Annotated in this window: 25 protein-coding genes; 9 read left to right on the top strand and 16 right to left on the bottom strand. The window is 74.2% G+C overall.

All coding sequences use genetic code 11. From position 1 onward, the window contains the following. Positions 1-55 precede the first annotated feature (55 nt). The 8 genes from O7606_RS01955 to O7606_RS01920 all read right to left on the bottom strand — a co-directional run bounded on the left by O7606_RS01955 (position 56) and on the right by O7606_RS01920 (position 8,950). Positions 56-787, bottom strand: coding sequence for a DUF899 domain-containing protein (locus O7606_RS01955; protein ID WP_281597249.1), 732 nt, complete (start codon positions 785-787; stop codon positions 56-58). A 115-nt stretch (positions 788-902) separates the two neighbouring features. Further along, on the bottom strand, positions 903-1,499 hold the full coding sequence (locus O7606_RS01950) for an ATP/GTP-binding protein (RefSeq protein WP_281597248.1): 597 nt from the start codon (positions 1,497-1,499) through the stop codon (positions 903-905). Continuing rightward, positions 1,480-1,866 carry a DUF742 domain-containing protein gene (locus tag O7606_RS01945; protein ID WP_281597247.1) on the bottom strand — a complete coding sequence of 129 codons (387 nt, stop codon included), beginning with the start codon at positions 1,864-1,866 and terminating at the stop codon, positions 1,480-1,482. The genes O7606_RS01950 and O7606_RS01945 overlap by 20 nt, the downstream gene beginning before the upstream one ends. 8 nt (positions 1,867-1,874) lie before the next feature. After that, the gene (locus O7606_RS01940) at positions 1,875-2,300 is read right to left on the bottom strand and encodes a roadblock/LC7 domain-containing protein (RefSeq protein WP_281597246.1); all 426 of its coding nucleotides are present in this window, start codon (positions 2,298-2,300) and stop codon (positions 1,875-1,877) included. 94 nt (positions 2,301-2,394) lie between these two features. Next, complete coding sequence (locus tag O7606_RS01935; protein ID WP_281597245.1) at positions 2,395-5,004, bottom strand: nitrate- and nitrite sensing domain-containing protein; 2,610 nt, start codon at positions 5,002-5,004, stop codon at positions 2,395-2,397. 98 nt (positions 5,005-5,102) lie between these two features. After that, positions 5,103-6,731 (bottom strand): prenyltransferase/squalene oxidase repeat-containing protein, encoded by a 1,629-nt coding sequence (locus tag O7606_RS01930; RefSeq protein ID WP_281597244.1) that lies wholly within the window; start codon positions 6,729-6,731, stop codon positions 5,103-5,105. Then, positions 6,728-7,618 (bottom strand): terpene synthase family protein, encoded by an 891-nt coding sequence (locus O7606_RS01925; RefSeq protein ID WP_281597243.1) that lies wholly within the window; start codon positions 7,616-7,618, stop codon positions 6,728-6,730. The genes O7606_RS01930 and O7606_RS01925 overlap by 4 nt, the downstream gene beginning before the upstream one ends. A gap of 15 nt (positions 7,619-7,633) precedes the next feature. After that, entirely contained in the window at positions 7,634-8,950 is a 1,317-nt protein-coding gene (locus tag O7606_RS01920; protein WP_281599456.1) for a cytochrome P450, read from the bottom strand. Between the two features lie 470 nt (positions 8,951-9,420). Here O7606_RS01920 and O7606_RS01915 point away from each other — a divergent pair, with 470 nt between their 5' ends. Next, a complete protein-coding gene (locus O7606_RS01915; RefSeq protein WP_281597242.1) occupies positions 9,421-9,669 on the top strand; it encodes a DUF2630 family protein in 249 nt (82 codons plus the stop codon). A 90-nt stretch (positions 9,670-9,759) separates the two neighbouring features. On the opposite strand, the gene O7606_RS01910 is transcribed toward O7606_RS01915, so the two are convergent. The 3 genes from O7606_RS01910 to O7606_RS01900 form a co-directional block, all read right to left on the bottom strand. Beyond that, entirely contained in the window at positions 9,760-10,704 is a 945-nt protein-coding gene (locus O7606_RS01910; RefSeq protein WP_281597241.1) for an RIO1 family regulatory kinase/ATPase, read from the bottom strand. Positions 10,705-10,976: 272 nt separating this feature from the next. Beyond that, a complete protein-coding gene (locus O7606_RS01905; protein WP_281597240.1) occupies positions 10,977-11,621 on the bottom strand; it encodes an HAD-IA family hydrolase in 645 nt (214 codons plus the stop codon). Between the two features lie 44 nt (positions 11,622-11,665). After that, the gene (locus O7606_RS01900; RefSeq protein ID WP_281597239.1) at positions 11,666-12,517 is read right to left on the bottom strand and encodes a carbon-nitrogen hydrolase family protein; all 852 of its coding nucleotides are present in this window, start codon (positions 12,515-12,517) and stop codon (positions 11,666-11,668) included. A gap of 91 nt (positions 12,518-12,608) precedes the next feature. On the opposite strand from O7606_RS01900, the gene O7606_RS01895 reads away from it, so the two are divergent. From O7606_RS01895 to mug, 6 genes are all read left to right on the top strand, one after another. Beyond that, positions 12,609-13,181, top strand: a complete 573-nt coding sequence (locus tag O7606_RS01895; RefSeq protein ID WP_281597238.1) for a TetR/AcrR family transcriptional regulator — start codon at positions 12,609-12,611, stop codon at positions 13,179-13,181. Between the two features lie 87 nt (positions 13,182-13,268). Then, the gene (locus O7606_RS01890) at positions 13,269-14,183 is read left to right on the top strand and encodes a TIGR04222 domain-containing membrane protein (RefSeq protein ID WP_281597237.1); all 915 of its coding nucleotides are present in this window, start codon (positions 13,269-13,271) and stop codon (positions 14,181-14,183) included. 65 nt (positions 14,184-14,248) lie between these two features. After that, a complete protein-coding gene (locus O7606_RS01885; RefSeq protein ID WP_281599454.1) occupies positions 14,249-15,049 on the top strand; it encodes a DUF692 domain-containing protein in 801 nt (266 codons plus the stop codon). Positions 15,050-15,180: 131 nt separating this feature from the next. Further along, entirely contained in the window at positions 15,181-15,615 is a 435-nt protein-coding gene (locus O7606_RS01880; protein ID WP_281599453.1) for a hypothetical protein, read from the top strand. A gap of 33 nt (positions 15,616-15,648) precedes the next feature. Next, positions 15,649-16,410: an SDR family oxidoreductase gene (locus tag O7606_RS01875; RefSeq protein WP_281597236.1), complete on the top strand. Its 762-nt coding sequence runs from the start codon at positions 15,649-15,651 to the stop codon at positions 16,408-16,410. Beyond that, entirely contained in the window at positions 16,407-16,973 is a 567-nt protein-coding gene (gene mug / locus O7606_RS01870) for a G/U mismatch-specific DNA glycosylase (protein WP_281597235.1), read from the top strand. The genes O7606_RS01875 and mug overlap by 4 nt, the downstream gene beginning before the upstream one ends. Here mug and O7606_RS01865 read toward each other — a convergent pair. The 4 genes from O7606_RS01865 to O7606_RS01850 all read right to left on the bottom strand — a co-directional run bounded on the left by O7606_RS01865 (position 16,945) and on the right by O7606_RS01850 (position 21,293). Continuing rightward, positions 16,945-18,102 carry a hypothetical protein gene (locus O7606_RS01865; protein ID WP_281597234.1) on the bottom strand — a complete coding sequence of 386 codons (1,158 nt, stop codon included), beginning with the start codon at positions 18,100-18,102 and terminating at the stop codon, positions 16,945-16,947. The genes mug and O7606_RS01865 overlap by 29 nt on opposite strands. 51 nt (positions 18,103-18,153) lie before the next feature. Continuing rightward, positions 18,154-20,118 carry an ABC transporter ATP-binding protein gene (locus O7606_RS01860; RefSeq protein ID WP_281599451.1) on the bottom strand — a complete coding sequence of 655 codons (1,965 nt, stop codon included), beginning with the start codon at positions 20,116-20,118 and terminating at the stop codon, positions 18,154-18,156. A gap of 121 nt (positions 20,119-20,239) precedes the next feature. Continuing rightward, complete coding sequence (locus O7606_RS01855) at positions 20,240-20,947, bottom strand: enoyl-CoA hydratase/isomerase family protein (protein WP_281599450.1); 708 nt, start codon at positions 20,945-20,947, stop codon at positions 20,240-20,242. Between the two features lie 118 nt (positions 20,948-21,065). Next, positions 21,066-21,293 carry a helix-turn-helix domain-containing protein gene (locus tag O7606_RS01850; RefSeq protein ID WP_007072022.1) on the bottom strand — a complete coding sequence of 76 codons (228 nt, stop codon included), beginning with the start codon at positions 21,291-21,293 and terminating at the stop codon, positions 21,066-21,068. Between the two features lie 237 nt (positions 21,294-21,530). Here O7606_RS01850 and O7606_RS01845 point away from each other — a divergent pair, with 237 nt between their 5' ends. Together O7606_RS01845 and O7606_RS01840 are read left to right on the top strand one after the other, a co-directional pair. Continuing rightward, the gene (locus O7606_RS01845) at positions 21,531-22,130 is read left to right on the top strand and encodes a cadmium resistance transporter (protein WP_281597233.1); all 600 of its coding nucleotides are present in this window, start codon (positions 21,531-21,533) and stop codon (positions 22,128-22,130) included. 148 nt (positions 22,131-22,278) lie between these two features. Beyond that, entirely contained in the window at positions 22,279-22,818 is a 540-nt protein-coding gene (locus O7606_RS01840) for a GNAT family protein (RefSeq protein ID WP_281597232.1), read from the top strand. Positions 22,819-22,904: 86 nt separating this feature from the next. On the opposite strand, the gene O7606_RS01835 is transcribed toward O7606_RS01840, so the two are convergent. Continuing rightward, positions 22,905-24,509, bottom strand: coding sequence for an ABC-F family ATP-binding cassette domain-containing protein (locus O7606_RS01835; RefSeq protein ID WP_281597231.1), 1,605 nt, complete (start codon positions 24,507-24,509; stop codon positions 22,905-22,907). Positions 24,510-24,615: the final 106 nt, after the last annotated feature.

Here is a 24,615-nt window from a genome sequence, read left to right as displayed (position 1 = left end):
TCCGGCAGGTGGCGCGACAGCCACCCGCCGGAGACCTCCGTCGTCGGCGGGCCGGTCAGTGGCAGTGCGGGGCGGCCGACGGCTCGTCGTACGTGTCGTGGTGCGGGAACTCGTTGACGTACCGCTGCCGCCCCAACGGGGTCAGGTCCAGGTAGTGGTACGTGTTGAGCACCTGCTCGGGGCCGCGGCCGTACGTGGAGTAGGTGTGCAGCACGCGACCGTCCGCGTCCCGGACGAAGACGCTGATGCCGTGCTGCTCGCCGGCCATGTGGTGGTCGAAGCCCCGGGCCGCGAGGGCCTCGGCGTCGAGGTAGTTGTAGACCACCGGCGCGACGGCCGGGTCGACGGTCACCCCGAAGTCGTGGTTGAAGTCGCCGCCGAACGACGAGTACCACGGGAAGGTCCAGCCCATCCGGGTCTTGAACGGCGTGATGGTGGCCAGCGGCGCCCGGGAGACGGCGACCAGCGTCGTGTCGGCGGAGTTCAGGTGCGCGGGGTGGCCGAAGTTGTCGACCAGCAGGGAGCAACTGGTGCACCCCTCGGTCCACTGCGGGTCGAACATGAAGTGGTAGACGATGAGCTGCCGTCGCCCGTCGAACAGGTCGACCAGCTTCGCCGGGCCGTCCGGCCCGGCGAAGGTGTAGTCCTTCTCGACCACGACCGCCGGCAGTTGCCGGCGCAGCGCGGTGATCCTGTCCCGCTGCCTGGTGAGTTCCTTTTCCTGGGCGAGCAGTTCCTTACGGGCGTCGAGCCACTCGTCCCGGGTGACGACCTTCAGATCGACCATGGGGCAGCACGCCTTTCCACGAAGAGTGAGGTGACGAGTCTATAGTGGTCACCGGACCGTCCCGCCACCTCTGTCGTGCGGTGTGCGTCCGCCCCGACGGGCGCCGACCCCGTGGTCAGTCCGCGACGCGCCGCGCGTCCCGGCTCTTCATGGCGTGCTCCAGCAGGGTGATGAGCACCTCCTTGCTGGACTCCCGCTGCCGGGCGTCGCAGAGCAGCACCGGCACGTCCGGGTCGAGGTTGAGCGCCGCCTGCACCTCGTCCAGCCGGTACTGCCGGGCCCCCTCGAAGCAGTTCACCGCCACCACGAACGGGGTGCCCCGACCCTCGAAGTAGTCGATGGAGGGGAAGCAGTCGGCCAGCCGGCGGGTGTCGGCGAGCACCACCGCGCCGATCGCGCCGAGCGCCAGCTCGTCCCAGACGAACCAGAACCGGTCCTGCCCCGGGGTGCCGAACAGGTACAGCACCAGGTCGTCGCTGATGGTGATCCGGCCGAAGTCCATCGCCACGGTGGTGGTGGCCTTGTCCTCCACCCCGGACAGGTCGTCGATGCCGACACCCGACTCGGTGAGCACCTCCTCCGTCCGCAGCGGACGGGTCTCGCTGACCGCGCCCACCATGGTCGTCTTACCCACGCCGAAACCGCCCGCGATGAGGATCTTGATCGCGGTGGGCACCGTACCCGCCGGCTGCTCAGAGTGCCCTGAGTCCATTGATAACCGCCTCGAAAATGCTGTCGTCGGGAAGGCCGCCGGTGGCCCGGGGTTCGCGGACCTCGACCAGGTGCCGGGCCACCAGATCGCCCAGGAGCACCCGGATGGTGCCCACCGGCAGGTCGAGATGCGCCGCGATCTCCGCCACCGACTGCATCCGTTGACACAGCCCGACGATCGCGAGGTGCTCCGGCCCGAGCCCCGCCTCCGGGGTGACGTCCGCCTGGACCGCCGTCACCAGGGAGATGAGGTCGAACGTGCCCGTCACCGGCCGGGCCCGGCCGCGGGTCACCGCGTACGGGCGCACCACCGGCCCCGCGTGGTCGTCCACCCACTGCTCTTCCATCGGCCCCCCGGTAACGGTCATGTCGGCGACTACTTCTCGGCCGCGGCCGACTGCTCGGGCAGCCGGGACGGCGACGCCACGTACTTGCCGACCCGGGTCACCAGCATGGCCATCTCGTACGCGATCAGCCCCACGTCGGCGTCCTCGGAGGCCAGCACCGCCAGGCAGGCGTTACGGCCGGCCGCCGTGACGAACAGGAACGACGACTGCATCTCGATGATGGTCTGCTGCACCTGCCCGCCCCCGAACCGCTTCCCCGCGCCCCGGGCCAGGCTCTGGATCCCGGCCGCCATCGCCGCCAGGTGCTCGCCGTCGTCCCGGCTCAGCCCCCGCGACGAGGCCATCAGAAGGCCGTCTGTGGAGAGAGCGATAGCGTGTTCGGCCTGCTTGACCCGGCCGACCAGATCATCCAACAACCACGTCAGGTCGGCACTCGAAGCCGTCTTCTGCGCCACTCGTCGTCCTCTTCTCCCCCGGCTCGTCGCCGTGCTCGTCTGGGGCTGACCTTCGCCGCCGGCGTGACGGGGTTCCTCCCGCCGCCGGCCCCGCTCACGTCGCTTGCGAATCCTCGTCGTCCGGGCCGTTCGTCTGCTCCGGACCACGCCCCGGGCCACCCAGCAGCCGGGCCGCGTCGGTGCGACCCCGGCGGGTGCCGGTCTGGTACGAACTCATCATCCGCCGCACCTGCTCGGGTGGGCGTACCGTCTCGTCCTCCGCGGCGTCCACGCTGGACGTCTCCTCCCGCAGCTCCGGCGCGAGGTTGGCCTGACGTACCCGGAACGGCAGGCCGGAGCCCGTCCTCGGCAGCTCCGCCGACGGCGCCGGCGCGGCCAGCTCCGCCGACGTTGTCGGCGCGGCCAGCTCCGCCGACGGCGCCGGCGCGGCCGGCACCGACGCCGTCGTCGGCTCGCCCTGGGTCGGCGCGGCCGGCGGGACGGTCGGGGCCGGGCCGCCGCCGGGCTCGGTCCGGGGCACCGTCACCGGCAGACCGGTCGGGAACGTGGGACCGTCCAGGGCCGACTGCTCCGACCAGCGTCGGGGACGGGTCGGCAGCCCCGACCCGCTCTCGACCGGGGTGTCCCGGGGGGCCCGGGGGCGCTCCAGCGTGGTGCGTACCCGGGTGGGCAACTGGTGGGACTCGTCCCCGCGCGGCAGCGGCGGCGCGGCCGGCTCGACCACCGCCGCCGGACGCGGCCCCGGCTGCCCGCCGCCCGGCCCGGCGGCGTCGGCCGGCTCCGGCTGGCCCGGTCGCGTCCCGGTCGCGCCGCCGGTCTCCTCCTCGCCCACCGTGACCAGGCCCATCGGGATCAGCACCACGGCGGTGGTGCCGCCGTACGGGGACTCCTTCAGGTGCACCCGGATGCCGTGCCGCTCGGTCAACCGGCTGACCACGTACAGGCCCAGCCGGGTGGCGTTGGCGAGGTTCAGCTCCGAGCGGTCCATGATGCGCCCGTTGGCGGCGGCCAGGTCCTCCTCGGTCATGCCGAGACCCCGGTCCTCGATCTCGATGACGAAGCCGTTCGCCACGAGCTGCCCCCGCACCTCCACGGTGGTGTGCGGCGGCGAGAAGGAGAGCCCGTTCTCGATCAGCTCGGCGAGCAGGTGGATGATGTCACCCACCGCGCGGCCGGCCAGCGCGACCTGTCCCAACGGCAGCACGTTGACCCGGGTGTAGTCCTCCACCTCGGCCACCGCGCCCCGTACGACGTCGACCATCGGCACGTTGCGTCGCCACGCCCGGCCCGGGGTAGAGCCGGAGAGCACGATCAGGTTCTCCGCGTTGCGGCGCATCCGGGTGGCCAGGTGGTCGACCCGGAACAGGTCCTCCAGCTCCTCGGCGTCGTTCTCCCGGCGCTCCATCGCGTCCAGCAGGGTGAGCTGCCGGTGGACCAGGGCCTGGGTACGCCGGGCCAGGCTGAGGAACACGTCACGTACGTTGCGCCGCAGCTCGGCCTGCTCGACGGCGGTCCGCACGGCGGTCTCCTGCACGACGTTGAACGCCTGCCCCACCTGCCCGATCTCGTCGTCACCGAATTCGAGGGGCGGCGCCTCGGCGGCCACGTCGACCTCCTCGCCGCGGCCCAGTCGCGCGACCACGTTCGGCAGGCGCTCGTTGGCCAGCGTGAACGCGGCGCCCTGCAGTCGTTCGAGCTGACGCAGCAGCGTCCGGGCCGTGGTGATGGAGACGATGATCGAGGCGACGACGGCGAGCAGACCGAGACCGGTGGCCAGCACCAGCCGCAGGATCACCCCGACGGCCACCGGGGCGGCCCGGTCCACGACGTCCTCACCGCCGGCCCCGACGACGTCGTTGAGCTGCTGCAACGCCGGTTCGACAGCGGCCCGCCACGCGTCCGCCTCGACCGGGGGCCGGGCCTCGGTGTTGCGGGCGGTGATGACCTGCGCCTCCAGGGTGCGCAGCCGCTGGAACGCGTCCGACTCGGACATCTGCCGGTAGCGGTTGCGGTCCGCCCCCGGCAACGAGGCGATGCTGTTCGCCGCCGTGTACCGTTGGGCGCCCACGAGCTGCGCGAACTGCGCCTGCTCCGCGCTGATCACCCGGCCGGCGGCGAGCGCGCCGGTGAGCAGCGCGTCCTCCTGGGACAGCAGCTCACGGGAGCGGTTCAGCTCGATCAGGGCGGCGGTGTCGTGGGCCACCTGCCGGTCGTCGAGACCACCCAGCTCGTCGTAGAGCTGGAAGATCGAGTCGACCACGTCCACGTACGCGCCGAGGGTCGCGGTACGGTCGATGCTCTTGTCGTCGATCTCGGTGCGGATCCGGTCCAGACCGTCCAACCCGGACAGCACGTCGTCGATGGCCCGCTCGACCTCGGCGCTCGCCGAGATCTCGGTACGCCAGTGCGCCGCGGACTCCTCGAAGGCGCCGGCCAGCCCGTCGGTCCGATCCCGTTCGGCCCGCAGTTGCTCCAACTGCCCCGCCTCCGGCCGCCCCAGGTAGGCGAGCGACAACCGCCGTTCCTTCTGCAACTGCAGCAGCAGCGGCTCACTGGGCGCGAAGACCCGGCTGTTGAGGGTCTGGACCCCGAGCAGATTGAAGCCGTCCCGGACGGTCACCCACGCCGCGAAGGCCCAGAGCGCGACGAGCGACGCGAGCAGTGCGATGACTTTGGTACGGAGATTCGTACTGCGGGAACCCATTACACCGTCCTGGCCGGGTATTCGATTGACATGCCCGAGCGCGGGCGGTCGACGCACGGATCGACCCCGGCGCACGCTAGCAGCGTCGCGGGGTTCACTCAAGCGGTCCTGATCATGGCGCTTTGCACGGCTGGGCCGGTGTCACCGGCGTCCGCGCTGCCCACGGGCGGGTCGGCCGCGACTGCGGCGAGCACCGCCGCGCGGACGATCAGTGACGGACGGTACAGATCCTTGTCGTGCCAGAGCGCCGGCCCGTCCACGTCGGGCGCCACCGTGGACAGCCACCGCGAGCCCCGGCGCACCGCCGCCCCGACCGGACCGGCCCCGGCGCCCCCGGCGGCCCGGAGCACCTGCGTCGCGTACGCGGTCTCCTCGGCGGTGCCGCCCCAGCGTCCCCACGAGCCGTCCGGGTGCTGACCGGTCAGCACCCAGCGCACCGCCCGGCCGACCGCCGACGCCGCTTCCGGGCCGACCCCGTAGGCGTGCAGGGCGAGCGCCGCGCAGCAGGTCGCGTAGTAGGGCGAGGCGTGCCAGCGGTCGGAGCGCCACGAGCCGTCCGGCTCCTGCCGCTCGGCCAGCCAGCCGGTCAGCCGACGGACCACCGGCGCCAGCCGCCGCGCCGGCACGCCACCGTGCCGCAGGTGCCAGCCGAAGGCGTCCAGCACGTGCGCGTTGGTGGTGATGGAGGCGCCGTCCTCCCCCGGCCAGGTGCAGAAGTGCTCCCCGGTGTCGAAGGAGGACAGGCTCGCCGGGTCCGCCGGACGCCCGGCCAGCGCCAGGGCGTACAGGGTCACCGAGGTCGTGTCGGCGTCCGCCGGCAGCCCGGGCGCGGTGGCCGTGCCGCCCGGGCCGAGGGTGTCGCGCAGGCTGCCCAGGACCGCTTCGGGGGCCGTCACCGGCACCCCGGCGCGGGCCAGCGTGCTGAGCACCCAGGACCGTTCGAAGACGCTGATCGGGCTGGTGCACGGCGCCGGGCCGCCGTACTGGCGGACCACGTCCTCCAGGTAGCCGCGGGCGGCCGTCGCGTCGACGCCGGCGTCCGGCACGCCGAGCCAGGCGGCCGTGGCCGCCGGTGAGGCCCCCACCGTGCCCGGGCCGACCGGGCGGACCCCGGACGCCCGGTACGCCGCCGGTCCGGCGACCTCCAGCGCGTGCAGCAGCTTCTCCGGCAGCGCCCGCCCGGACGTCAGCGCCGCCCGGACCCGCCGCAGCCGGCCCTCGGACAGCCCGACCGGCAGTGGCGGCGCGGGCGCGTCCCGCCACCCTTCCAGCCCCGCCACCGCGGCGTCCCGCAGCCCGGCCAGGTGGACGGCGAGCGACTCCACCAGCGCGGGGATGATCAGATCCACGGCCGGCATGTCCGGCAGGGCCGCCGCGTCGGTGGCGGCGAGCCGGTCGGTCAGGAACGCCAGGCCCCGGTCGACCGCCGCGACCGCGCCCTTCGCCAGCGGCTCGGCCGTGCCGTCGAGGTCACCCCGGCGCAACGCGGCGAGCAGCCCCTCGGTGGCGCTGAGCGTGGGCACCAGCGCGTACCCGTCCGGGCCGCCCCAGCCGCCGCCGGGCCGCTCGGTGTCCAGCAGGTGACGGATCCGTTCGACGTGCAGGGTCAGCCAGGGCGAGAGACTCACCAGCCGACCGGTCTCGTACACCGACACCGACGACTGCCCGCTCGGGGCGGTGAGCGTCTCGCCCACCAGCTCCCGCGCCGCGGCGGCGACGCCCGTCACCGGTTCCCCCAGAAGTCCGCGGAGCGGTAGAAGCCGCTGCTGAAGCCGATCTGCCGGGCCAGGTAGCGCGCCTGCCGGGGGCAGTCCACGGTCAACGGCTCCAGCAGCTCGTGGCAGCGCCGCACCAGCACGTCGATCCGTTGCTCCACCTCGGCCCGGTCGGCGACCAGCATGATCGCGTTGAGGTCACCCCACTCCAGGTCCCGCTGGTACGTGCCGAGGTCGTTGACCAGGCGCAGCACCCGCTGCACCTCGTCGCTGGCCTCGATCAGCCGCGGCAGCGCCCGGTGGGTGTCCGGGTCGCCGGTGTGGATCCAGTGCGCGACGTTGACCACCGTGCAGGCCAGGTTGTCGGCGTTGGCGAGGTACTCGTCGAAGGTGGGCAGCGCCCCGTTCAGGTCCCGCCGGGCGGCCTTCCAGTCCCATTCCACCGCCATCGCGGTCAGGGTCCGCTCCACCGCCGCCCGCCAGGTCGGCCGCAGCATCGGGTACGCCGACCTGGCCGCCAGCTCGGCGCAGAGCTCGGCGAGGAACCGGCCCAGCGGGTCGTCCGGCGCGGGCGGGTCGCCGTCGACCACGGCGAGGCTGCCGGCCACCAGCCGGTCGATCTCCAGGCGCGACTTGGCGAGGTAGTCCACCTGCCAGTCCAGCCCGAAACCCCACAGCACCATCCGGTTGGTCAGGCGCAGCTCCTCGACGCCGCACCAGGGCGCGCCGAAGGCGATGGCGAGGGAGATGTTGCTGAACAGGGCCGCGTCGAAGGGCGCCCCGGAGAACAGCTCCGGGTACCGGGCGGCGTGCGTGGCCAGGTCGCGCTGCCCCTTCGCGGCGAGGGCGCAGATGCGGCCCTGCTCGCGGGCGGTCGCGACGTGACTGTCGAGGTCCATTGCCGAGCGGTCCTCTCAGGCGACCGTGGACGTGCCGGTGAGGGTCAGCTCCACCCGCCGCCGGGGCCGCAGCGCGGCGGCCAGCCGCAGCCCGGGCACGCCGGGCTGACGCAGCCGGAACCGGTACCGGCTCAGCATGGTGGCGACGATGAGCTGGGCCTCCAGGTAGAACAGGTACATGCCCAGGCACTGGTGCGGCCCGCCGCCGAACGGGTAGTGGGCGTAGCGGTGCCGGGCCCGGACCCGTTCCGGGCGGAACCGCTCCGGGTCGAACTCGTCGGGGCGGTCCCAGAACGCCGCCATCCGCTGGGTGATCAACGGGCTGGCGACCACCGTCGCCCCCGCCTCGATCGGCACGCCGTCGAGCACGTCGTCGGCCACCGCGCGGCGCGGGATCAGCCAGCCGATCGGGTACAGCCGCAGCAGCTCGTCGAGGACCATCCGGGTGTACGTCAGCTCGCCGAGGTGCTCGCGGCGGACCGGCTCGTCACCGACCACCCGACCGATCTCCGCGTAGAGCCGCTCGGCGACCTCGGGGTGCTCGTCCAGGTGCGGCCAGAGCCAGGTGAGCACGTTGATGGTGGTCTCGGTGGTGGCGGCGAACATGGCCACGGTGTCGTTGCGGACCTGGCGTTCGTCGAGCTGCCGGCCGTCGTCGGTGCGGGCCCGCCACAGCGTGGAGATGATGTCGTCGCCCTGCTCGGCAGTGGCCCGGGATTCCCGCACGATGGGGACGAGCACGTCGTCGACGATCCGGACGGCCCGGCGGAACGGCCGGTCACCGGGCATGGGAAGCGACAGCGGCGCGAACGGCACCACGATCCGGGGGATCACCGCGCTGGCGATCACGTCCTGGGCGTCGACCACCCGCATCGCGTCGGCCACCGAGATCTTGTCGGCGAAGAGCACCTTCATGATCGCCCGACAGACGATCCGGGACTGCTCGGCGCCGATGTCGACGAACCGCCCGGCCCGCGACGGCGCGTCGAGCTCGTCGACGGCGGCGGTGACGGCCTCGGCCATGCCGTCGATCATCGCTTCGACCCGCTTGGCGGTGAACATCGGCTGGAGCATCCGTCGGCTCGCCGACCAGATCTGCCCCTCGCCCAGGATGCCCTCCCCGAACAGCCGCTTGACCGGCCGCCAGAACAGCCCGTCACCGGCGCGTTCGTAGTTCTCCGCCCGGTCACGCAGCACGTGCTGCACGTGCGCCGGGTGGGTGACCAGATAGGGCCGGAACGAGCCGAGGTTGAGCCGGGCGAGCGCGCCACCGGTGCGGTTGCCGGCGTCGATCAACGCGCGGGCCGGGTCACGGACCAGGGTGGGCAGCATCCGACGCAGCGGAACCCTCGTGGGACGACTGACCTGCGCCGGGAAGGGGTGTGGTGATCCCACCTTTTGGGCTCCTCCCGGTATCACCGCTGAGTCGCGGGACCGTCATTCCAAGTCACAAGACCCGCTGAGCATGACATCAGGATGCAGGTTCCACCAGACGGGGGGTGAGGAATTTTCGCACGCAACATTTGCGTAATCCACATAGGAGAGTTACGCGGTGACGGCCGGAAACCGGTTCCGCCGACACTCCCGGGCCAGCCCCCGACCCCGGTGGGTCCGCGCGCCCCGGTCGTCCCGGACCGGTACCGGCCTGACCGGCCGGTCAGCGCGAGCGGGAAGGCGGCCACCTCGTGCCCGTGGAACGCCACGGTCGTCACCGCCCGGTCGACATCCGGCAACCTACCCCTTCCGACGTCGAAGGCGGGCGTGTGCGGGCGCGGGCGGACGGGCTGTGCCAGGCTCGTGGCATGGACGACAAGACCATCCTGAGCCGCATCTCCGACCTGGTCGACGAGGAGCACCGCCTCCGGTCGACGGCCCAGTCCGGGCACACCGGCACCGACGACGACGCCCGTACCCGGCTGCGGGAGCTGGAGGAGTCGTTGGACCAGTGCTGGGACCTGCTCCGCCGACGTCGGGCCGCCCGGCAGGCCCACGGGGACCCGGAGTCGCAGGGCGCCCGGCCGGTCCCGGAGGTCGAGCGGTACCTCCAGTGACCCGGCCGGGCCGCGCCGCCCGGCCGTGGACACGGGCGGACGGGTCCCCTTCCGACGCCCGGGGCGCCGGGCGGGGACCCGTCCGCGCGGTCAGCGCAGCCCCGCCTCGCGGAGCAGTCGCGCGGTCAACGTGGCGGAGTCGGCCAGCTCCGCCGGCAGCCCCCGGGCCACGAACCAGGCGCTGACCACCCGTACGTCGCGGGCGAGGAACTCCTGCCCCTGCGGATTCGCCACCACGTCCACCGCCTGCGGCAGGTCGATCATCACCAGCCGGCCCGCGTGCGCCAGCAGGTTGTACGGCGACAGGTCGCCGTGGGCGTACCCCGAGCGGGCCAGCATCGTCAGCGCGTCGACCAGTTGCTCCCAGAGTGAGCGCAGCTCGGCCGGCTCCGGTCGGAGCTGGGCCAGGCGGGGCGCGGCGGCGCCCTCGTCGGCGTCCCCGACGAACTCCAGCATCAGCTCGGTGCCGAGCAACTGCACCGGGTACGGCACGGTGACCCCGCCGAGCGCGACCCCGACCTCCCAGAGCCGGGAGAGCACGGCGAACTCGGCCGCCGCCCACTGCCCGGCGATCATCTCGCGGCCGAAGGCGGTGCGCCCGGCCATCGCCCGGTTCTCCCTGGAGCGGCGGACCCGGCGTCCCTCCAGGTAGCCGGCGTCCCGGTGGAACAGCCGGTGCTCCGGGGCCCGGTAGCGTTTGACGGCCAGCAGGCAGGACCGGTCGGTGTCCGGCACCGCGCGCCGGACCAGGTGGACGTCGGCCTCCTTGCCGGTCTTCAGCACGCCCAGCTCGGTGTCCTGGGCGGCCAGCTCGGTGACCAGCCAGGCCGGGTGGGGCTCGGGGCCGTGGACCGCCTGGTCCCAGGTCGACCACCGGTCGCCGGCCAGCGGCCGGTCGGGGTCGCCGTCGTCGTCGGCGGTCGGGAGCGGCGTGGGCCGGCCGCGCTTCAGGAAGCGCGGCTCGTCGTCGTCGAAGCGGCGTCCGCCGCGGGTACGGCGCTCGTGCGCCGGAGGAACGGAGTCGTGGTCTCGCACTGGTTCGGTGATCCCTTGGTCGAGGCTGACGGAGGCAGGTGGTGGGCCTCTACGAAGACGGCCATGACCGACCTCCTCTCCTCGACCGGGCGCTGCCCGGGTGCGCTGCTCGCCGCCCCATGGTCGGCGACGGCCGCCGCCACCGGCAACCCGTTTTCCCCGCCGGGGCGCCCGGCGGCCCGGTCACCCCCCGGCCCGCCCGGGAAACCCGGCGGCCCGGGAAACCCGGCGACCCGATCCGCCCGGCCCCTCCGACCCGCAGGCTCAGCGGATCAGGCGGCGACCACCGTGGCGATGGCGTCGAGCACCCCGTCGACGGCGTGGGTGGGCGCGAACCGGGGCTCCAGCCAGGTCCGCCCCCGGCGCAGCCAGACGCTGGGCAGACCGACCGCCGCCGCCCCGCCGATGTCCGACTCCGGGCTGTCCCCCACCATCCAGGCGTCCCGCAGCGGCAGCCGCGCCCGCCGGGCGGCCATCGCGAAGATCCGCGGGTTGGGTTTGCTCACCCCGGCCTCCTCCGAGATCACCCAGTCGGCCACGTACCGGTCCAGGCCGGTCCGACGGATCTTGGTCTCCTGCTGGCGTACCACGCCGTTGCTGACCACCACCGGCACCCAGCCGGCGTCGGCGGCGATCCGCAGGGCGCAGGCCACCAGCGGGCTGAGCCTGGTGTGCTCGACCACGCCGTCGTGCATGCCGTCGACCAGGTCGATCGAGGGGATGCGCAGGTCGTACCGGCTGCGGATGGCGTCGGCCACGTCCCACCGGTTGGTCAGTCCGTCGGCGTCGATGGAGAGCAGCCAGTCGATGTCGGTGGCCGGCGCGCCGATGCCGGCCAGGAGACGCTGACCCCAGATCCGGAACGGCCCGGTCCGGTCGAGCAGGGTGTTGTCCAGGTCCAGCAGGAGCAACGGCACTCGGGCAGGCTACGGGACCGGCGCGTACGCCGACAGAGGCCAGGTCAGACGAGCACCCGCAGCCGCGCCGGCCCCTGGTCGGCGCGGCGGTCGAGGAGCATCGGGTGGTCGGCCCGGGTCCGCGCCAGCAGCGCCGGATCCAACGCGGCCACCAGCACCTGCTCGCCACTGCCCGACCCTCGGACCAGGCAGCGGCCCTCCGGGTCGTACACCGCCGCCCCGCCGTTGAACCGCCACGGGTCCGCGCCGCCGACGGAGTTGGCGAAGACGACGTACATGGTGTTGTCCAGCGCGCGGGCCGGATAATAGAGGTCGCGCCGGTGCTCGGAGCCGACGCGGTACCCGCTCGGGCAGAGGTAGCCGTGCGCGCCGTCGGCCGCCGCGGCCCGCCCGTGCTCGGGAAAGCAACCGTCGTAGCAGATGCCCAACCCGAGCCGCCAGTCGTCGACCAGCGCTGTCGCGCCGCGCCGACCGGGGGTGAACAGCTCCCGTTCGAAGCTCCAGAGCTGCTGCTTGTCGTACCCGACGCGGATCGCCCCGGCGCGGTCGACGACCAGCGCGGAGATCGTGCGCCGCTGGTCGGGATGCCGCACCGCCGCGCCGACCACCAGCGCCGCGCCCGCGTCGCGGGCCGCGGCGCGCAGCGGGTCGAGCCGGGGATCCGCCACCGAGCCGTCCGCGTCGGCCGGCACGTCGGTGCCGGCCGGGTCGGCGGCGAGGGTCGGCGGGTGGTACGCCGGCAGGAACAGCTCGGGCAGGACGACCACCCGGGCCCCGGCGTCGGCGGCCTGCCGGACGAGGCGGGCGCCGGTCGACGTGTTGCCGACCAGATCGCCGGGGACGGGATCGGCCTGGACGGCGGCGACGGTCAGCGGGGCCGCGGGGATCGACGTCATGCCGTGATCCTAGGCGGGCCCGCCGACAGCGACCTCTCCTAAGCCGTACGTACGGTTTGCACGAGATCCGGGCACCTGACACGATCGGAACGTGCCCAGAGTAAGTCAGGACCAGCTCGACGCGCGTCGGCAGGAGATCCTCGCCGCCGCGCGGGCGTGTTTCGCGCGGCACGGCTACGAGGGCGCCACCGTGCGCCGGCTGGAGGAGGCCACCCGGCTGTCCCGGGGCGCGATCTTCCACCACTTCCGGGACAAGGACTCCCTCTTCCTGGCCGTCGCCGAGGACGACGCGGCGGCCATGGTGGAGACGGTCGCGCGCAACGGCCTGGTCCAGGTCATGCGGGACCTGCTCGGCCGGGCCATGTCGCCGGACACCGCCGGCTGGCTCGGCAGCCAACTGGAGGTGTCCCGCCGGCTGCGCACCGACCCGGCGTTCGCCCGACGCTGGGCGGAACGCTCCGCCGCCATCGCCGAGGCCACCCGGGACCGGTTGGCCCGGCAACGTGACGCCGGGGTGCTGCGCGAGGACGTACCCATCGACGTGCTCGCCCAGTTCCTGGAGCTGGCCTACGACGGTCTGGTGCTGCACCTTGCGATGGGCCGCCCGGCCGGCGACCTCGGCCCGGTGCTCGACCTGGTCGAGGAGGCCGTCCGCCGCCGGTGAGGCACGGCCGTCCACCGGGTCGCCGGCCGCTGGCGGGGCTCTCCCACAATGAGGGCCCGCACCCTGGCCTCCCCGGAGGAGGAACCGATGACGACGACCCTACTGGCCGCAGCAGGTGACACCTGGGGCATCTCCGGACCGACCTTCCTCGCCGGCTACCTGACGGTGGCGGCGCTGGCGGTGGTCGGCTCGGTCGTGCACCGCGCCCGGCTCTTCGGGGGCGACCGGACGTCCGGCCCGGAGCAGCTCGACCCCCCGCAGGTCGCCTACCTCAACGGCGGGGCCCGGCTCGCCCTGCACAGCTCGATCGGCGCGCTGCGGCACGCCGGCGCGATCGGGATGGCTGTCCCCCGGCTGGCCGCCACCGGGCCGCTGCCCGCCGGAGCGAACCCGATCGACCAGGCCGTGTACGACGCCGCCAGCCGACGCGTACGACCCCGGGACCTGGCGCAGGACCACCGGGTGAGCGCCGCGGTCGACCAGCTACGGCAGGACCTGGAACGACGGGGGTTGGCGGTGCCCGCGTCGCATCGGCGGGCCGCCCGGCTCGGCCCCGCGCTGCTGCTCGCCCTCGTGGCCGTCGGCGTGCTCCGACTGGTCGCCGGCCTGGCGAACGACCAGCCGGTCGGATTCCTGTTCGTCGGCGTCGTCGGGCTCACCGTCGTCGGCGTGGCCCAGGCCACCCGGATACCGCACCGCACCCACGCCGGTCGGGCCGCCCTGCGCGACCTGCGGACCCGCTACCGGCACCTCGCGCCCAGCTCCACGCCGGCCTTCTCCACCTACGGCGCCGCCGGGGTCGGGATGGCCGTGGCGCTGTTCGGCACGGCCACGCTCTGGACTCTCGACCCGGCCTTCGCCGGCGAAGCCGAGATCGAGCGGCAGGCCACCGGCGACACCGGCGCCTCCGCCGGCGGGGCCGGCGGGGACGGCGGCAGCAGTGACGGCGGCACCGGCAACGGCGGCGGCTGTGGTGGCGGGTGCGGCGGGTGCGGCGGGTGACCGGGCCGACCGGCACGGGCCCGCCGCCGCCCGCCGTCCGGCCGGCCGCGGCATGGCCGGACGGGGTGGGCATCGGGTGGCGGCCGGAGATCTCCGGGTTCGTCGCCGACCTGCCCGGCCTGCGGTTCGTCGAGGTGATCGCGGAGAGCGTCGACCCGGCCGGGCCGCTGCCGGGCGGGCTGGCCGAGCTGCGGGCCCTGGGCGTCACGGTGGTGCCGCACGGGGTGCGGCTGTCGCTGGGCGGCGCGGAGCCGGTCGCCCCGGCCCGGGTCGCCCACCTGGCCGCCGTCGCCGACCGGCTGGCCGCGCCGCTGGTCAGCGAGCACATCGCCTTCGTCCGGGCCGGCGGGGTGGAAGCCGGCCACCTGCTGCCGCTGCCCCGCACCCGGGAGGCGGCGGACGTGGTGGTCGCCAACGTCCGCCGGGCCCGGTCCGAGCTGGCGGTCCCGATCGCGCTGGAACCGATCGCCGCCCTCTTCGACTGGCCCGACGACGAGTGGGACGAGGCGGAGTTCGTCACCGAGATCCTGGAACGCACCGACGCCCTGCTGCTGCTCGACGTCGCCAACGTGTACGCCAACGCCCGCAACCGGGGCGCCGACCCGCTCGCCCTGCTGGACCGGTTCCCGCTGGAACGGATCGCGTACGCGCACGTCGCCGGGGGCCTCGAACAGGACGGGCTCTACCACGACACGCACACCCGTGCCGTACCCCCGGAGGTGCTCGACCTGGTCACCGAGGTCTGCGCCCGACGCCGGCCGCCCGCCCTGCTGCTGGAACGCGACGGGCACTACCCGCCGGCGGCCACCCTGCGGGCCGAGCTGGACGCGCTCGCCACGGCGGCCGGCCACCCGCCGGTGACATGAACGACGTCAGCGGGTCGAGCCGAGCCGGCGCAGGCCCGACCCCCAACGGCGACCAGGAACCGGGAGGCCCACGCCCGGCCGGCAGCGGCGGCCCGGACGGGGTCGACGGCGGCGGCCCGGACGGCGGCGGGTTGGCCGCGCGGCAGGCGGCGCTGGTGGCGGCGCTGGTCGCCGGCGGGCCGCTGCCGTCCGGCTTCGACAGCCGGCGGGTCGACGCCGCGCGGGCGGCGCTGCTGCGCAAACGGGCCGGCGAGATCGCCCGGCACTGGCCGCTGCTCGCCGCCGGACTCGGCGCCGCCTGGCCGGACGCCGTCGCCCGCTGGGCGGCGGCCCGCCCGTCCCGGGGCGGTCTGCGCGACGGCTGGGACCTGGCCCGCGCGTTGCGCGCCGAGGGCAGGCTGCCGCCGCTGGCCGCCGGGGAGCTCGCCACCCGGGAGGCCGCCGCCCGCTACGACGGCGACCGGGCTCCCCGGCCGCGCCGGCTGCCGGCCGTCGTCCGGGTCGGCGACGCCGTCGCGGTGCAGGTCGCCGGTCGGGTACGGGTGCGCCACCGCCCCCACCGGTAGCGACCGCCGACCGGCTGCGGCAGGATCGCCGGTATGGATCTCGGACTGACCGACCGGGTGTACGTGTTGACCGGCGCGTCCCGCGGCCTCGGGTACGCCACCGCCGAGTGCCTCGTCGCCGACGGGGCGCGGGTGGTGCTCTCCGCCCGCGACGCCGACGCGGTCGACGCCGCCGTCACCCGCCTCGGCGGCCCGGCGCGCGCCGTCGGCGTAGCCGGTGACCTGGCCGACCCGGAGCTGCCGCTTCGGCTGGTCGACACCGCCCGGGACCGGTTCGGCCGACTCGACGGCGCGCTGGTCTCGGTCGGCGGGCCGCCCCGGGGCACCGCCGCCGGGGTCAGTGACGCGCAGTGGCGGGAGTCGTTCGAGACGGTGTTCCTGGGCACCGTCCGGGCGGTCCGGACGGTGGCCGCCGCGCTGCCGGCGGGCGGGGCGGTCGGGCTGGTGCTGTCCACCTCGGCCCGGCACCCGATCACCGGTCTCGGCATCTCCAACGGGCTGCGCCCCGGCCTGGCCGGGGTGGCCAAGGACGTCGCCGACGAGTACGGCCCCCGGGGCGTACGGGTGGTCGGGCTGCTGCCCGGACGGATCATGACCGACCGCAACGCGCAGCTCCTGGCCGCGGGCGGCGACGCGGCGCGGGCGCGCGCCGAGGCGGAGGCGGGCATCCCGCTGCGCCGCCTGGGTGAGCCGGCCGAGTTCGGTCGGGTCGCCGCGTTCGTCCTCTCCCCCGCCGCCGGCTACCTGACCGGGGTGACCATCCCGGTCGACGGCGGCGCGACCCGCGCGCTGTGACCGCCACCCCGGCCGGCCGGTCGGCGCGGCCCACCCGGGAGCAGCTCGCCGCCGCCGCCGACCGGACCATCCCCGACGTGCTCGCCGACGGGCTGGACGTGCTCTTCGTCGGGATCAACCCGGGCCTGTGGTCGGCGGCGACCGGCTGGCACTTCGCCCGCCCTGGCAACCGGTTCTGGCCGGCCCTGCACCGGGGCGGCTTCACCCCCCGGCAACTGCGCCCGAGCGAGCAGGACACGCTGCCCGGGTACGGGCTGGGCATCACCAACATGGTGGCCCGGGCCAGCGCCCGCGCGGACGAGCTGACCGCGCAGGAGCTGGTGACCGGCGCGGAGCTGCTCACTGCGAAGGTCGAACGACGCCGGCCCCGGTGGGTGGCGGTGGTCGGGGTGACCGCGTACCGGATCGGTTTCGTCCGGCCGAAGGCGGCGTTCGGGCCGCAGCCGGAGTTGCTCGGTGGCGCGCGCCTGTGGGTGCTGCCGAACCCGAGCGGACTGAACGCCCACTTCACCGTCGACACGCTCGGGGCGGCCTTCAGGGAGCTGCGCGCGGCGGCGTCGTGACCGGTTCGGCGGCGGTCGGGGCGCCGGTCGTCCCGACCGGATCCCTGGTCAGACCGCCCAGCCAGGAGCGCGCCGACACGACCGCGGCGCTGTCGCGCAGGGTAACCATGCCGTGCCCCAGGACCGCCACGCCGAGACCGCCGAGCGTCAGCAACGGCAGATACTCCTCGTCGCGCAGGCCGTCGGACACCCGCACCACGCCGAAGCCGAGCAGCGTCACGCCGAGGACCAGGTACGACAGCCCGCGCAGGGCCTCGCTGCCCCGGAGGGCGGCCACGCCGAGACCGACCGCGGCCAGGCCGAGACACCCGAGCAACGTCTGGACGAGCGGGTCACCCTCGACCACCGCCACCGCGAGGGCGGCGACCGACCCCCCGATACCGAGGTACGCGACGGCGCGCAGCACGTCGAGGCGGAGCAGGGTGCCCGCGCCGAGGCCGAGGTAGGCCACGCCGAGGACGCTCATCGCCGTCATGGCGAACAGATCACCCGGCGGCCCGTCCATCACCAGGGCGACCAGGACGCCGAGCAGCCCGAGGCCGACGACGATCGCCCCGACGACGAGGTGGCTGACGCCGCGGAAGTAGTTCACCTGGCCCGGGGCGGGTCGGCCGAGCAGCATCTCCACGCCGAGACCGACGAGCGTCACCCCGGGGATGACGAGCACCGCGTAGAACAGGAGCCGGTGGCCGGCGCCGGAGTCCACGGCGATGGCGACGCAGGACACGCCCAGCCCGACGCAGGCCGCGCCGGCCAGGACCCGACCGGCGACCTGAAGGTCGCTGGCGACGAGGACGGCGGTGACCGTCAGGGCCGTCGTCGCCAGGGCCGCGACCCGGGCGGCGACGCCCGGAGCGAGGGCGGCCACCACCGCCCCGACCAGGGCCAGCGCCAGCAGGACGCGGGCCGTGTGCCGGGCCAGCGGCGCGCGCGGCGGCAGCCGGCGCAGCCAGGCGGCAGCCGACAGCACGCCACCCGCCACCGCCGCGACGACGACGCCCTGGTACCGGGCGTCGTTGCTCAGGACGTTGACCCCCATGCCGCCGGCCGCCCCGAGGAACACCCCGGACAGCCGCCCCCGCCAGTCCAGCCGGCCGCGCCGCCCACCCGTCTCACCATCAGTGGTCATCCCACCAGCATCGGGTGACCGGTCAAGCGTCGGCCCGGTCGCGCCGTCGGCTCAGTTCGCCGCCGCCGGGGGCAGGGCCTCCTCGGCCAGGTACGGCGACATCGGCATGGTGGTGACCACCGGCTCCGGGCCGGTGGCGTCCGCGTACGGGCTGGGCGAGTCGGCCACGGCGAACTGGGTGCGGTACAGCTCGGCGTAGAGGCCGCCCACCGCGACCAGCTCGTCGTGCCGACCCCGCTCGACGATCCGCCCCTCGTCGAGGACGAGGATCTGGTCGGCGTCCCGGACGGTGGAGAGCCGGTGCGCGATCACCAGCGCGGTACGCCCGGCCAGCGCCACCGACAGGGCCCGCTGCACCGCCGCCTCGCTCTCCGAGTCCAGGTGTGCGGTGGCCTCGTCGAGGATCACGATCGACGGGGCCTTGAGCAGCAGCCGGGCGATGGCGATGCGCTGCTTCTCGCCGCCGGAGAAGCGGTAGCCGCGCTCGCCGACCATGGTCTCCAGCCCGTCGGGCAGAGCCCGGACCAGGTCGGCGACCTGCGCGCCGGCCAGCGCCGCCCAGATCTCGTCGTCGGTGGCGTCGGGCTTGGCGTAGCGGAGGTTCTCGGCGATCGTCTCGTGGAACAGGTGGGAGTCCTGGGTGACCACGCCGATCTCGGCGCGCAGCGAGGCGAGCGTGGCGTCCCGCACGTCGAGCCCGGCGATGAGCACCTGCCCCTCGGTGACGTCGTAGACCCGGGAGAGCAGCATCGACAGGGTGGACTTGCCCGCCCCGGACGGGCCGACCAGGGCCACCATCTGCCCCGGCTCGACGGTGAACGACACGCCCCGCAGCACCGGCTCGTTGACCGTCCGGTCCAGGGTGGCGACCTCCTCCAGGGAGGCCAGCGACACCTCGGAGGCGCTCGGGTAGCGGAACCGGACGTCCCGGAACTCGACCCGGCCGTTGCCGGACGGGACGGGCGACGCGTCGGGCTTCTCCTCGATCGACGGCTTCAGGTCGAGCACCTCGAAGACCCGGTCGAACGAGACGAGCGCGCTCATCACGTCGACCCGGACGTTGGACAGCGCGGTCAGCGGCCCGTACAGGCGGGTCAGCAGCAGGGCCAGGGTGACCACGGTGCCGGCGCTGACCGCGCCGTTGACCGCGAGCCAGCCGCCGAGGCCGTAGGTGAGCGCCTGGGCCAGCGAGGCCACCAGCAGCATCGCCACGAAGAACGTCCGCGAGTACATCGCGGACTGGATGCCGATGTCGCGGACCCGTTCGGCCCGGCCGGCGAACCGGCGGGCCTCGACCTCCGGCGCGCCGAACAGCTTGACCAGCAGCGCCCCGGCCACGCCGAACCGTTCGGTCATCGTCGCGTTCATCTTGGCGTCGAGGTCGTACGACTCCCGGGTGATCTCCGCCAGCCGCTTGCCGACCCGCCGGGCCGGGATGATGAACAGCGGCAGCAGCACCAGCGACAGGGCGGTGATCTGCCAGGAGAGGGTGAACATCACCGCGGCGGTGAGCACGAGCTGGATGACGTTGCTGACCACCCCGGAGAGGGTGGAGGTGAACGCCCGCTGGGCGCCCATGACGTCGTTGTTGAGCCGGCTGACCAGCGCGCCGGTCTGGGTGCGGGAGAAGAACTGCAACGGCATCCGCTGCACGTGGTCGTAGACCCGGGTGCGCAGGTCGAGGATGATCCCCTCGCCGATGCGGGCGGAGTACCAGCGCTGGGCCAGGGAGAGCAGCGCGTCGGCGACGGCCAGGCCGGCGATGAACAGCGCCAGTCGGACCACGACCGCGCCGGCGTCGGCCCCGCCGGCGGTGATGGTGTTGATGACGTCACCGGCGAGCACCGGCGTGGCGACCCCGATGACCGCGGCCAGCACCACCGTGACCAGGAACACCGCGATGTCCCGCCGGTACGGGCGGGCGAACGCGACGATCCGCTGCCCGGTGCCCCGGGCGACCCGGTGCGTCGAGACCTCCTCAGAGTTGCGGATCGAGCGGAGCGTGCTCCAGCCCATGCCGCCGTGCGGGTTCGACACGCGTCACCTCCGGGGGTGGTACGGAAAAGCCGTCGGATGTGATTGTCCCGACGACTACGACAACCTCGGCGGTAATCCGGGTCTTCCCGATCGGTCCTTACTACTCTCCGCGTCCCGCAAGATCACGCAACCGCCGTACCTGCGCCTCACGTTCGGCCCGCTGCTGCTGCTCAGGGGTACGCCGGGCCGCGCCGACCAGCAGGGCCTTGATCTCGACGACCGCGTCGCGGCGCGGGGCGAGCAGGGCGGCGGTCAGGTCCTCGGTGGCGGCGTCCAGCTCGGCGTTCGGCACCACCACGGTGGCCAGCCCGAGCCGGTCCGCCTCGGCGGCGTCCATCCGCCGGCCGGTGGCGCAGATCTCCAGGGCGCGGGCGTAACCGACCAGGTCGACCAGGCGGCCGGTGCCGGCCAGGTCGGGCACCAGCCCGAGGGTCACCTCGGCCATCGACAGCTGGGCGTCCTCGGCGAGCACCCGCAGGTCGCAGGCGAGCGCGAGCTGGAAACCGGCGCCGATGGCGTGCCCCTGGACGGCGGCGACCGAGACGATGCCCGGCCGGTGCAGCCAGGTGAAGGCCGCCTGGAACTCGGTGATCCGGTCGGCGCACTCGGCCTCGGGCAGGGTGGCCAGCTCGGCGAAGGAGTCCGGCCCGGACGTGGTGGCGACCGAGAGGTCCAGCCCGGCGGAGAACGCCCGGCCCTCACCACGCACGACGACGACCCGGACCTCGCCGGGCAGCCGCCGGGAGAAGTCACTCATGGCACGCCACATCGCCGGGGTCTGGGCGTTGAGCACGTCGGGACGACTCAACGTCACCGTGGCCACCGGCCCGGCGTGGTGCAGCCGAACCCCGGACCCGGCGTTCACCGGGTGAACCGGGGTGCGGCGGGGAAAAACGACGCTGGCGGGCGGATAACGCCTGCTCGCGTCACGCCTTCTTGCGGCGCCGGGCGCCGCCGCGCTGTCGCAGCTGCACGCCGGACTCGGTGAGCACCCGGTGGATGAACCCGTAGGACCGGCCGGTCGAGGCCGCGAGGGCGCGGATGCTCTCGCCCCCGGTGTACCGCTTCACGAGGTCCTTGGCGAGTGTCTGACGCTCGGCTCCGACGATCCGGCGACCCTTCTCGGTGCTGGTGGCTGTGCCAGTGGCTGCCATGCTGATTCCTCACGTCGCAGACTGTGCGGTTCGGATAACGGTCCAACCTATTAGACCGCCTCGAACGATCATGCGCCAGATATCAACTCTTCGCCAATCGACACGCTATGTGGTGTCGGGTTCCCGATAAAGTCATGACATCGGCATGACCACCCGTGTCTACCAGCGCAAACGTCACCCGTGGTCGGCCGGCCCGTCGTCCGTCGCGGCCACCCGGAGCCGCGTACCCTGCCCCGCGTGATAGACCTGCTCGGTACCGCCGCCAGCGCGGCCGTCGTGTTCGCCGCCACCGACGTCGATGACATCGTGGTGCTCACGGCCCTGTTCGTCACCGCCCGCAGCACCGGCCGACCGCGCCCACGGCAGATCGCCGCCGGCCAATACGTCGGCATCGGCGCGCTGCTGGCGGCCAGCGGGGTCCTCGCCGCCGGCCTGCTGGTGGTGCCGGAGCCGTGGCCCGGTCTGCTCGGTCTGCTGCCGGTCGTGCTCGGCGTCCGGGCGCTGCTGAGCCGGGACGACGACGAAGCCCCGACGGTGGTCGGCGGCACGCTGGGCGTGGCCGGGGTGACCATCGCCAACGGCGCCGACAACGTCGCCGTCTACGTGCCCGTGCTGCGCACGCTCGGCCCGGCCGACGTCGCGGTGTTCCTGCTCGTCTTCGTGGTCGCCATCGGCCTGTGGTGCCTGGCGGCGGCCTGGCTCGGCGGCCACCCACGGGTCGTCCGGCTGGCCGAACGGGCCGGGCACCGGCTGGTGCCGGTGATCTTCGTGGCCATCGGCCTGGTGATCCTGGTCGGCTCCGGCGTCCTCCCCCACCTCGCCCACCTCGCCACCTGACCCTGCTCCGCCGGGCCGGGCAGGACCGCCGGGTCGGGCCGCTCGCGACCGCCGGCTGCCGCCCGGGCCACCGTCGCCCGCGGCGTGTGGCAGGTTGGGCGTCGACCGGCCGCGGCAGCCCCGCCCCGGCCGCCGGAGAGGAGCGCCCGTGTTCGCCGTCCCACTCACCGAGGACGCCCAGCTCCGCCCGCTCGAACCATGGCAGGCGGAGGAGTTCCTGGCCCACATCGACCGGGCCCGGGAGCATGTCGACCCGTGGGTCCCCTGGGCCACCCGCAGCACCGACCTGGACTCCGCCCGCGCCGTCCTGCAGCGGTACGCCGACGGGCAGGCCGCCGACGCCCGGCGGATCTACGGGATCTGGCTGGACGGCGTGCTGGTCGGCGGGATGCTGTTCGTCTCCTTCGACGCCGCCAGCGGCAACTGTGAGATCGGCTGCTGGCTGGAGCCGGCCGCCGAGGGGCGGGGCCTGGTCACCCGGGCCGCCCGCCTCATGATCGACTGGGCGTTCCGGGAGCGCGGCATGAGCCGGGTGGAGTGGGTGACCGCCGCGCACAACGTCCGCAGCGCCAACGTCGCCCGCCGCCTCGGCATGAGCCTGGACGGCGTGCTGCGGTCGGCGTTCCCGTACCGGGGGCAGCGGCACGACAACCAGGTCTGGTCGGTCCTCGCCGACGAGTGGCCCTGAGCAGGGCAGCAGGGGCCGGGTGACGGGGCAGCGGGCAGCGGGCAGCGGGCAGCGGGCAGCGCGGCCGGCGCCCCGTCGGGCGGGGCTCAGGCCAGCTCGACCAGCTCCAGCAGGTCGTCGCTCCAGGCGTCCTCGTCGCCGTCGGGCAGCAGGATCGCCCGGTCCGGCTTGAGCGCGCTCACCGCGCCCGGGTCGTGGGTGACCAGCACGATCGCGCCCGGGTAGCGGGCGATGGCGTCGAGCACCTGCTCCCGGCTGACCGGGTCGAGGTTGTTCGTCGGCTCGTCCAGCAGCAGCACGTTCGCCCCGGAACAGACCAGGGTGGCCAGGGCCAGCCGGGTCTTCTCCCCGCCGGAGAGCACCGCGGCCGGCTTGTCGACGTCGTCGCCGGAGAACAGGAACGCGCCGAGGATCTTGCGCAGGTCGGTGTCGGTCTGCTCGATCGCGGCGGCGCGCATGTTCTCCAGGACGGTACGCGTCACGTCGAGGGTCTCGTGCTCCTGGGCGTAGTAGCCCAGCCGCAGCCCGTGCCCCGGGTTGACGGTGCCGGTGTCCGGCGTCAGCAGGCCGCCGAGCATCCGCAGCAGGGTGGTCTTGCCGGCGCCGTTGAGCCCCAGGATGGCCACCCGGGAACCCCGGTCCACGGCCACGTTGACGTCGGTGAAGATCTCCAACGAGCCGTACGACTTGGACAGGCCGGTGGCGGTCAGCGGGGTCCGGCCGCACGGGGCCGGGGTGGGGAACCGGACCTTGGCCACCTTGTCGGAGACCCGGACCTCCTCCAACCCCGAGATCAGCTTCTCGGCCCGGCGGGCCATGTTCTGGGCGGCGACGGTCTTGGTGGCCTTGGCCCGCATCTTGTCGGCCTGGGCCATCAGCGCGCCGGCCTTCTTCTCGGCGTTGGCCCGCTCCCGGCGACGCCGCCGCTCGTCGGTCTCCCGGGCCTCCAGGTACGCCTTCCAGCCCAGGTTGTACACGTCGACCACGCTGCGGGTGGCGTCCAGGAACCACACCTTGTTGACCACCGACTCCAGCAGCGAGCCGTCGTGACTGATCACGATCAGGCCGCCCTTGTGGTTGGCGAGGAAGCCGCGCAGCCAGGTGATCGAGTCGGCGTCCAGGTGGTTGGTGGGCTCGTCGAGCAGCAGGATGCCGCCGCCGTTCTCGCCGGCGTCCCGGAACAGGATCCGGGCCAGCTCGATGCGGCGGCGCTGACCACCGGAGAGGGTGCCGATGGTCTGGGCGAGCGCCCGGTCGGGCAGCCCGAGGTTGGCGCAGATCCGGGCGGCCTCGGCCTCCGCCGCGTACCCGCCGAGGGCGGCGAACTGGTCCTCCAGCGCGCCGTACCGGCGGACCAGGCGCTCGTCGGTGTCGACGGCGAGCCTGGCCTCCAGCTCCGTCATCTGGGTCATCAGCACGTCCAGGCCGCGGGCGGAGAGCACCCGGTCGCGGCCGGTGACCTCCAGGTCGCCGGTGCGCGGGTCCTGCGGCAGGTAGCCGATCGCGCTGCGCCTGTCGATCTGCCCGGCGTACGGCTGCCCCTCGCCGGCGAGGACCTTCAGGGTGGTGGTCTTGCCCGCGCCGTTGCGGCCGACCAGGCCGATCCGGTCGCCGGGCTGCACCCGCAGGGTGGTGTCGGACAGCAGGATGCGGGCGCCGGCGCGCAGTTCCAGGCCGGTGGCAGTGATCATCTTGGCGAACTCGCTCTCAGGGCCGAAGGGCTGATTCAAGGCACGCGAAAGCGCCGGCGGGATCGAGACAACCCGTCGGCGCGGGGCGGTTCAGCCTTCGCAGCGC

The sequence above is a fragment of the Micromonospora sp. WMMD882 genome, from assembly GCF_027497255.1.
GTDB lineage: Bacteria > Actinomycetota > Actinomycetes > Mycobacteriales > Micromonosporaceae > Micromonospora.
The sequence above is the reverse complement of the archived record's forward strand: the minus strand, read 5'-3'. Positions and strand labels throughout refer to the sequence as shown.

Excerpts from the sequence above, each read along its gene's own strand:
- O7606_RS01955 (WP_281597249.1), bottom strand. The coding sequence starts at position 787 with ATGGTCGATCTGAAGGTCGTCACCCGGGACGAGTGGCTCGACGCCCGT.
- O7606_RS01950 (WP_281597248.1), bottom strand. The coding sequence starts at position 1,499 with ATGGACTCAGGGCACTCTGAGCAGCCGGCGGGTACGGTGCCCACCGCG.
- O7606_RS01945 (WP_281597247.1), bottom strand. The coding sequence starts at position 1,866 with ATGACCGTTACCGGGGGGCCGATGGAAGAGCAGTGGGTGGACGACCAC.
- O7606_RS01935 (WP_281597245.1), bottom strand. The coding sequence starts at position 5,004 with ATGGGTTCCCGCAGTACGAATCTCCGTACCAAAGTCATCGCACTGCTC.
- O7606_RS01925 (WP_281597243.1), bottom strand. The coding sequence starts at position 7,618 with ATGGACCTCGACAGTCACGTCGCGACCGCCCGCGAGCAGGGCCGCATC.
- O7606_RS01920 (WP_281599456.1), bottom strand. The coding sequence starts at position 8,950 with ATGCTGCCCACCCTGGTCCGTGACCCGGCCCGCGCGTTGATCGACGCC.
- O7606_RS01915 (WP_281597242.1), top strand. The coding sequence starts at position 9,421 with ATGGACGACAAGACCATCCTGAGCCGCATCTCCGACCTGGTCGACGAG.
- O7606_RS01900 (WP_281597239.1), bottom strand. The coding sequence starts at position 12,517 with ATGACGTCGATCCCCGCGGCCCCGCTGACCGTCGCCGCCGTCCAGGCC.
- O7606_RS01890 (WP_281597237.1), top strand. The coding sequence starts at position 13,269 with ATGACGACGACCCTACTGGCCGCAGCAGGTGACACCTGGGGCATCTCC.
- O7606_RS01875 (WP_281597236.1), top strand. The coding sequence starts at position 15,649 with ATGGATCTCGGACTGACCGACCGGGTGTACGTGTTGACCGGCGCGTCC.
- O7606_RS01865 (WP_281597234.1), bottom strand. The coding sequence starts at position 18,102 with ATGACCACTGATGGTGAGACGGGTGGGCGGCGCGGCCGGCTGGACTGG.
- O7606_RS01860 (WP_281599451.1), bottom strand. The coding sequence starts at position 20,118 with ATGGGCTGGAGCACGCTCCGCTCGATCCGCAACTCTGAGGAGGTCTCG.
- O7606_RS01850 (WP_007072022.1), bottom strand. The coding sequence starts at position 21,293 with ATGGCAGCCACTGGCACAGCCACCAGCACCGAGAAGGGTCGCCGGATC.
- O7606_RS01835 (WP_281597231.1), bottom strand. The coding sequence starts at position 24,509 with ATGATCACTGCCACCGGCCTGGAACTGCGCGCCGGCGCCCGCATCCTG.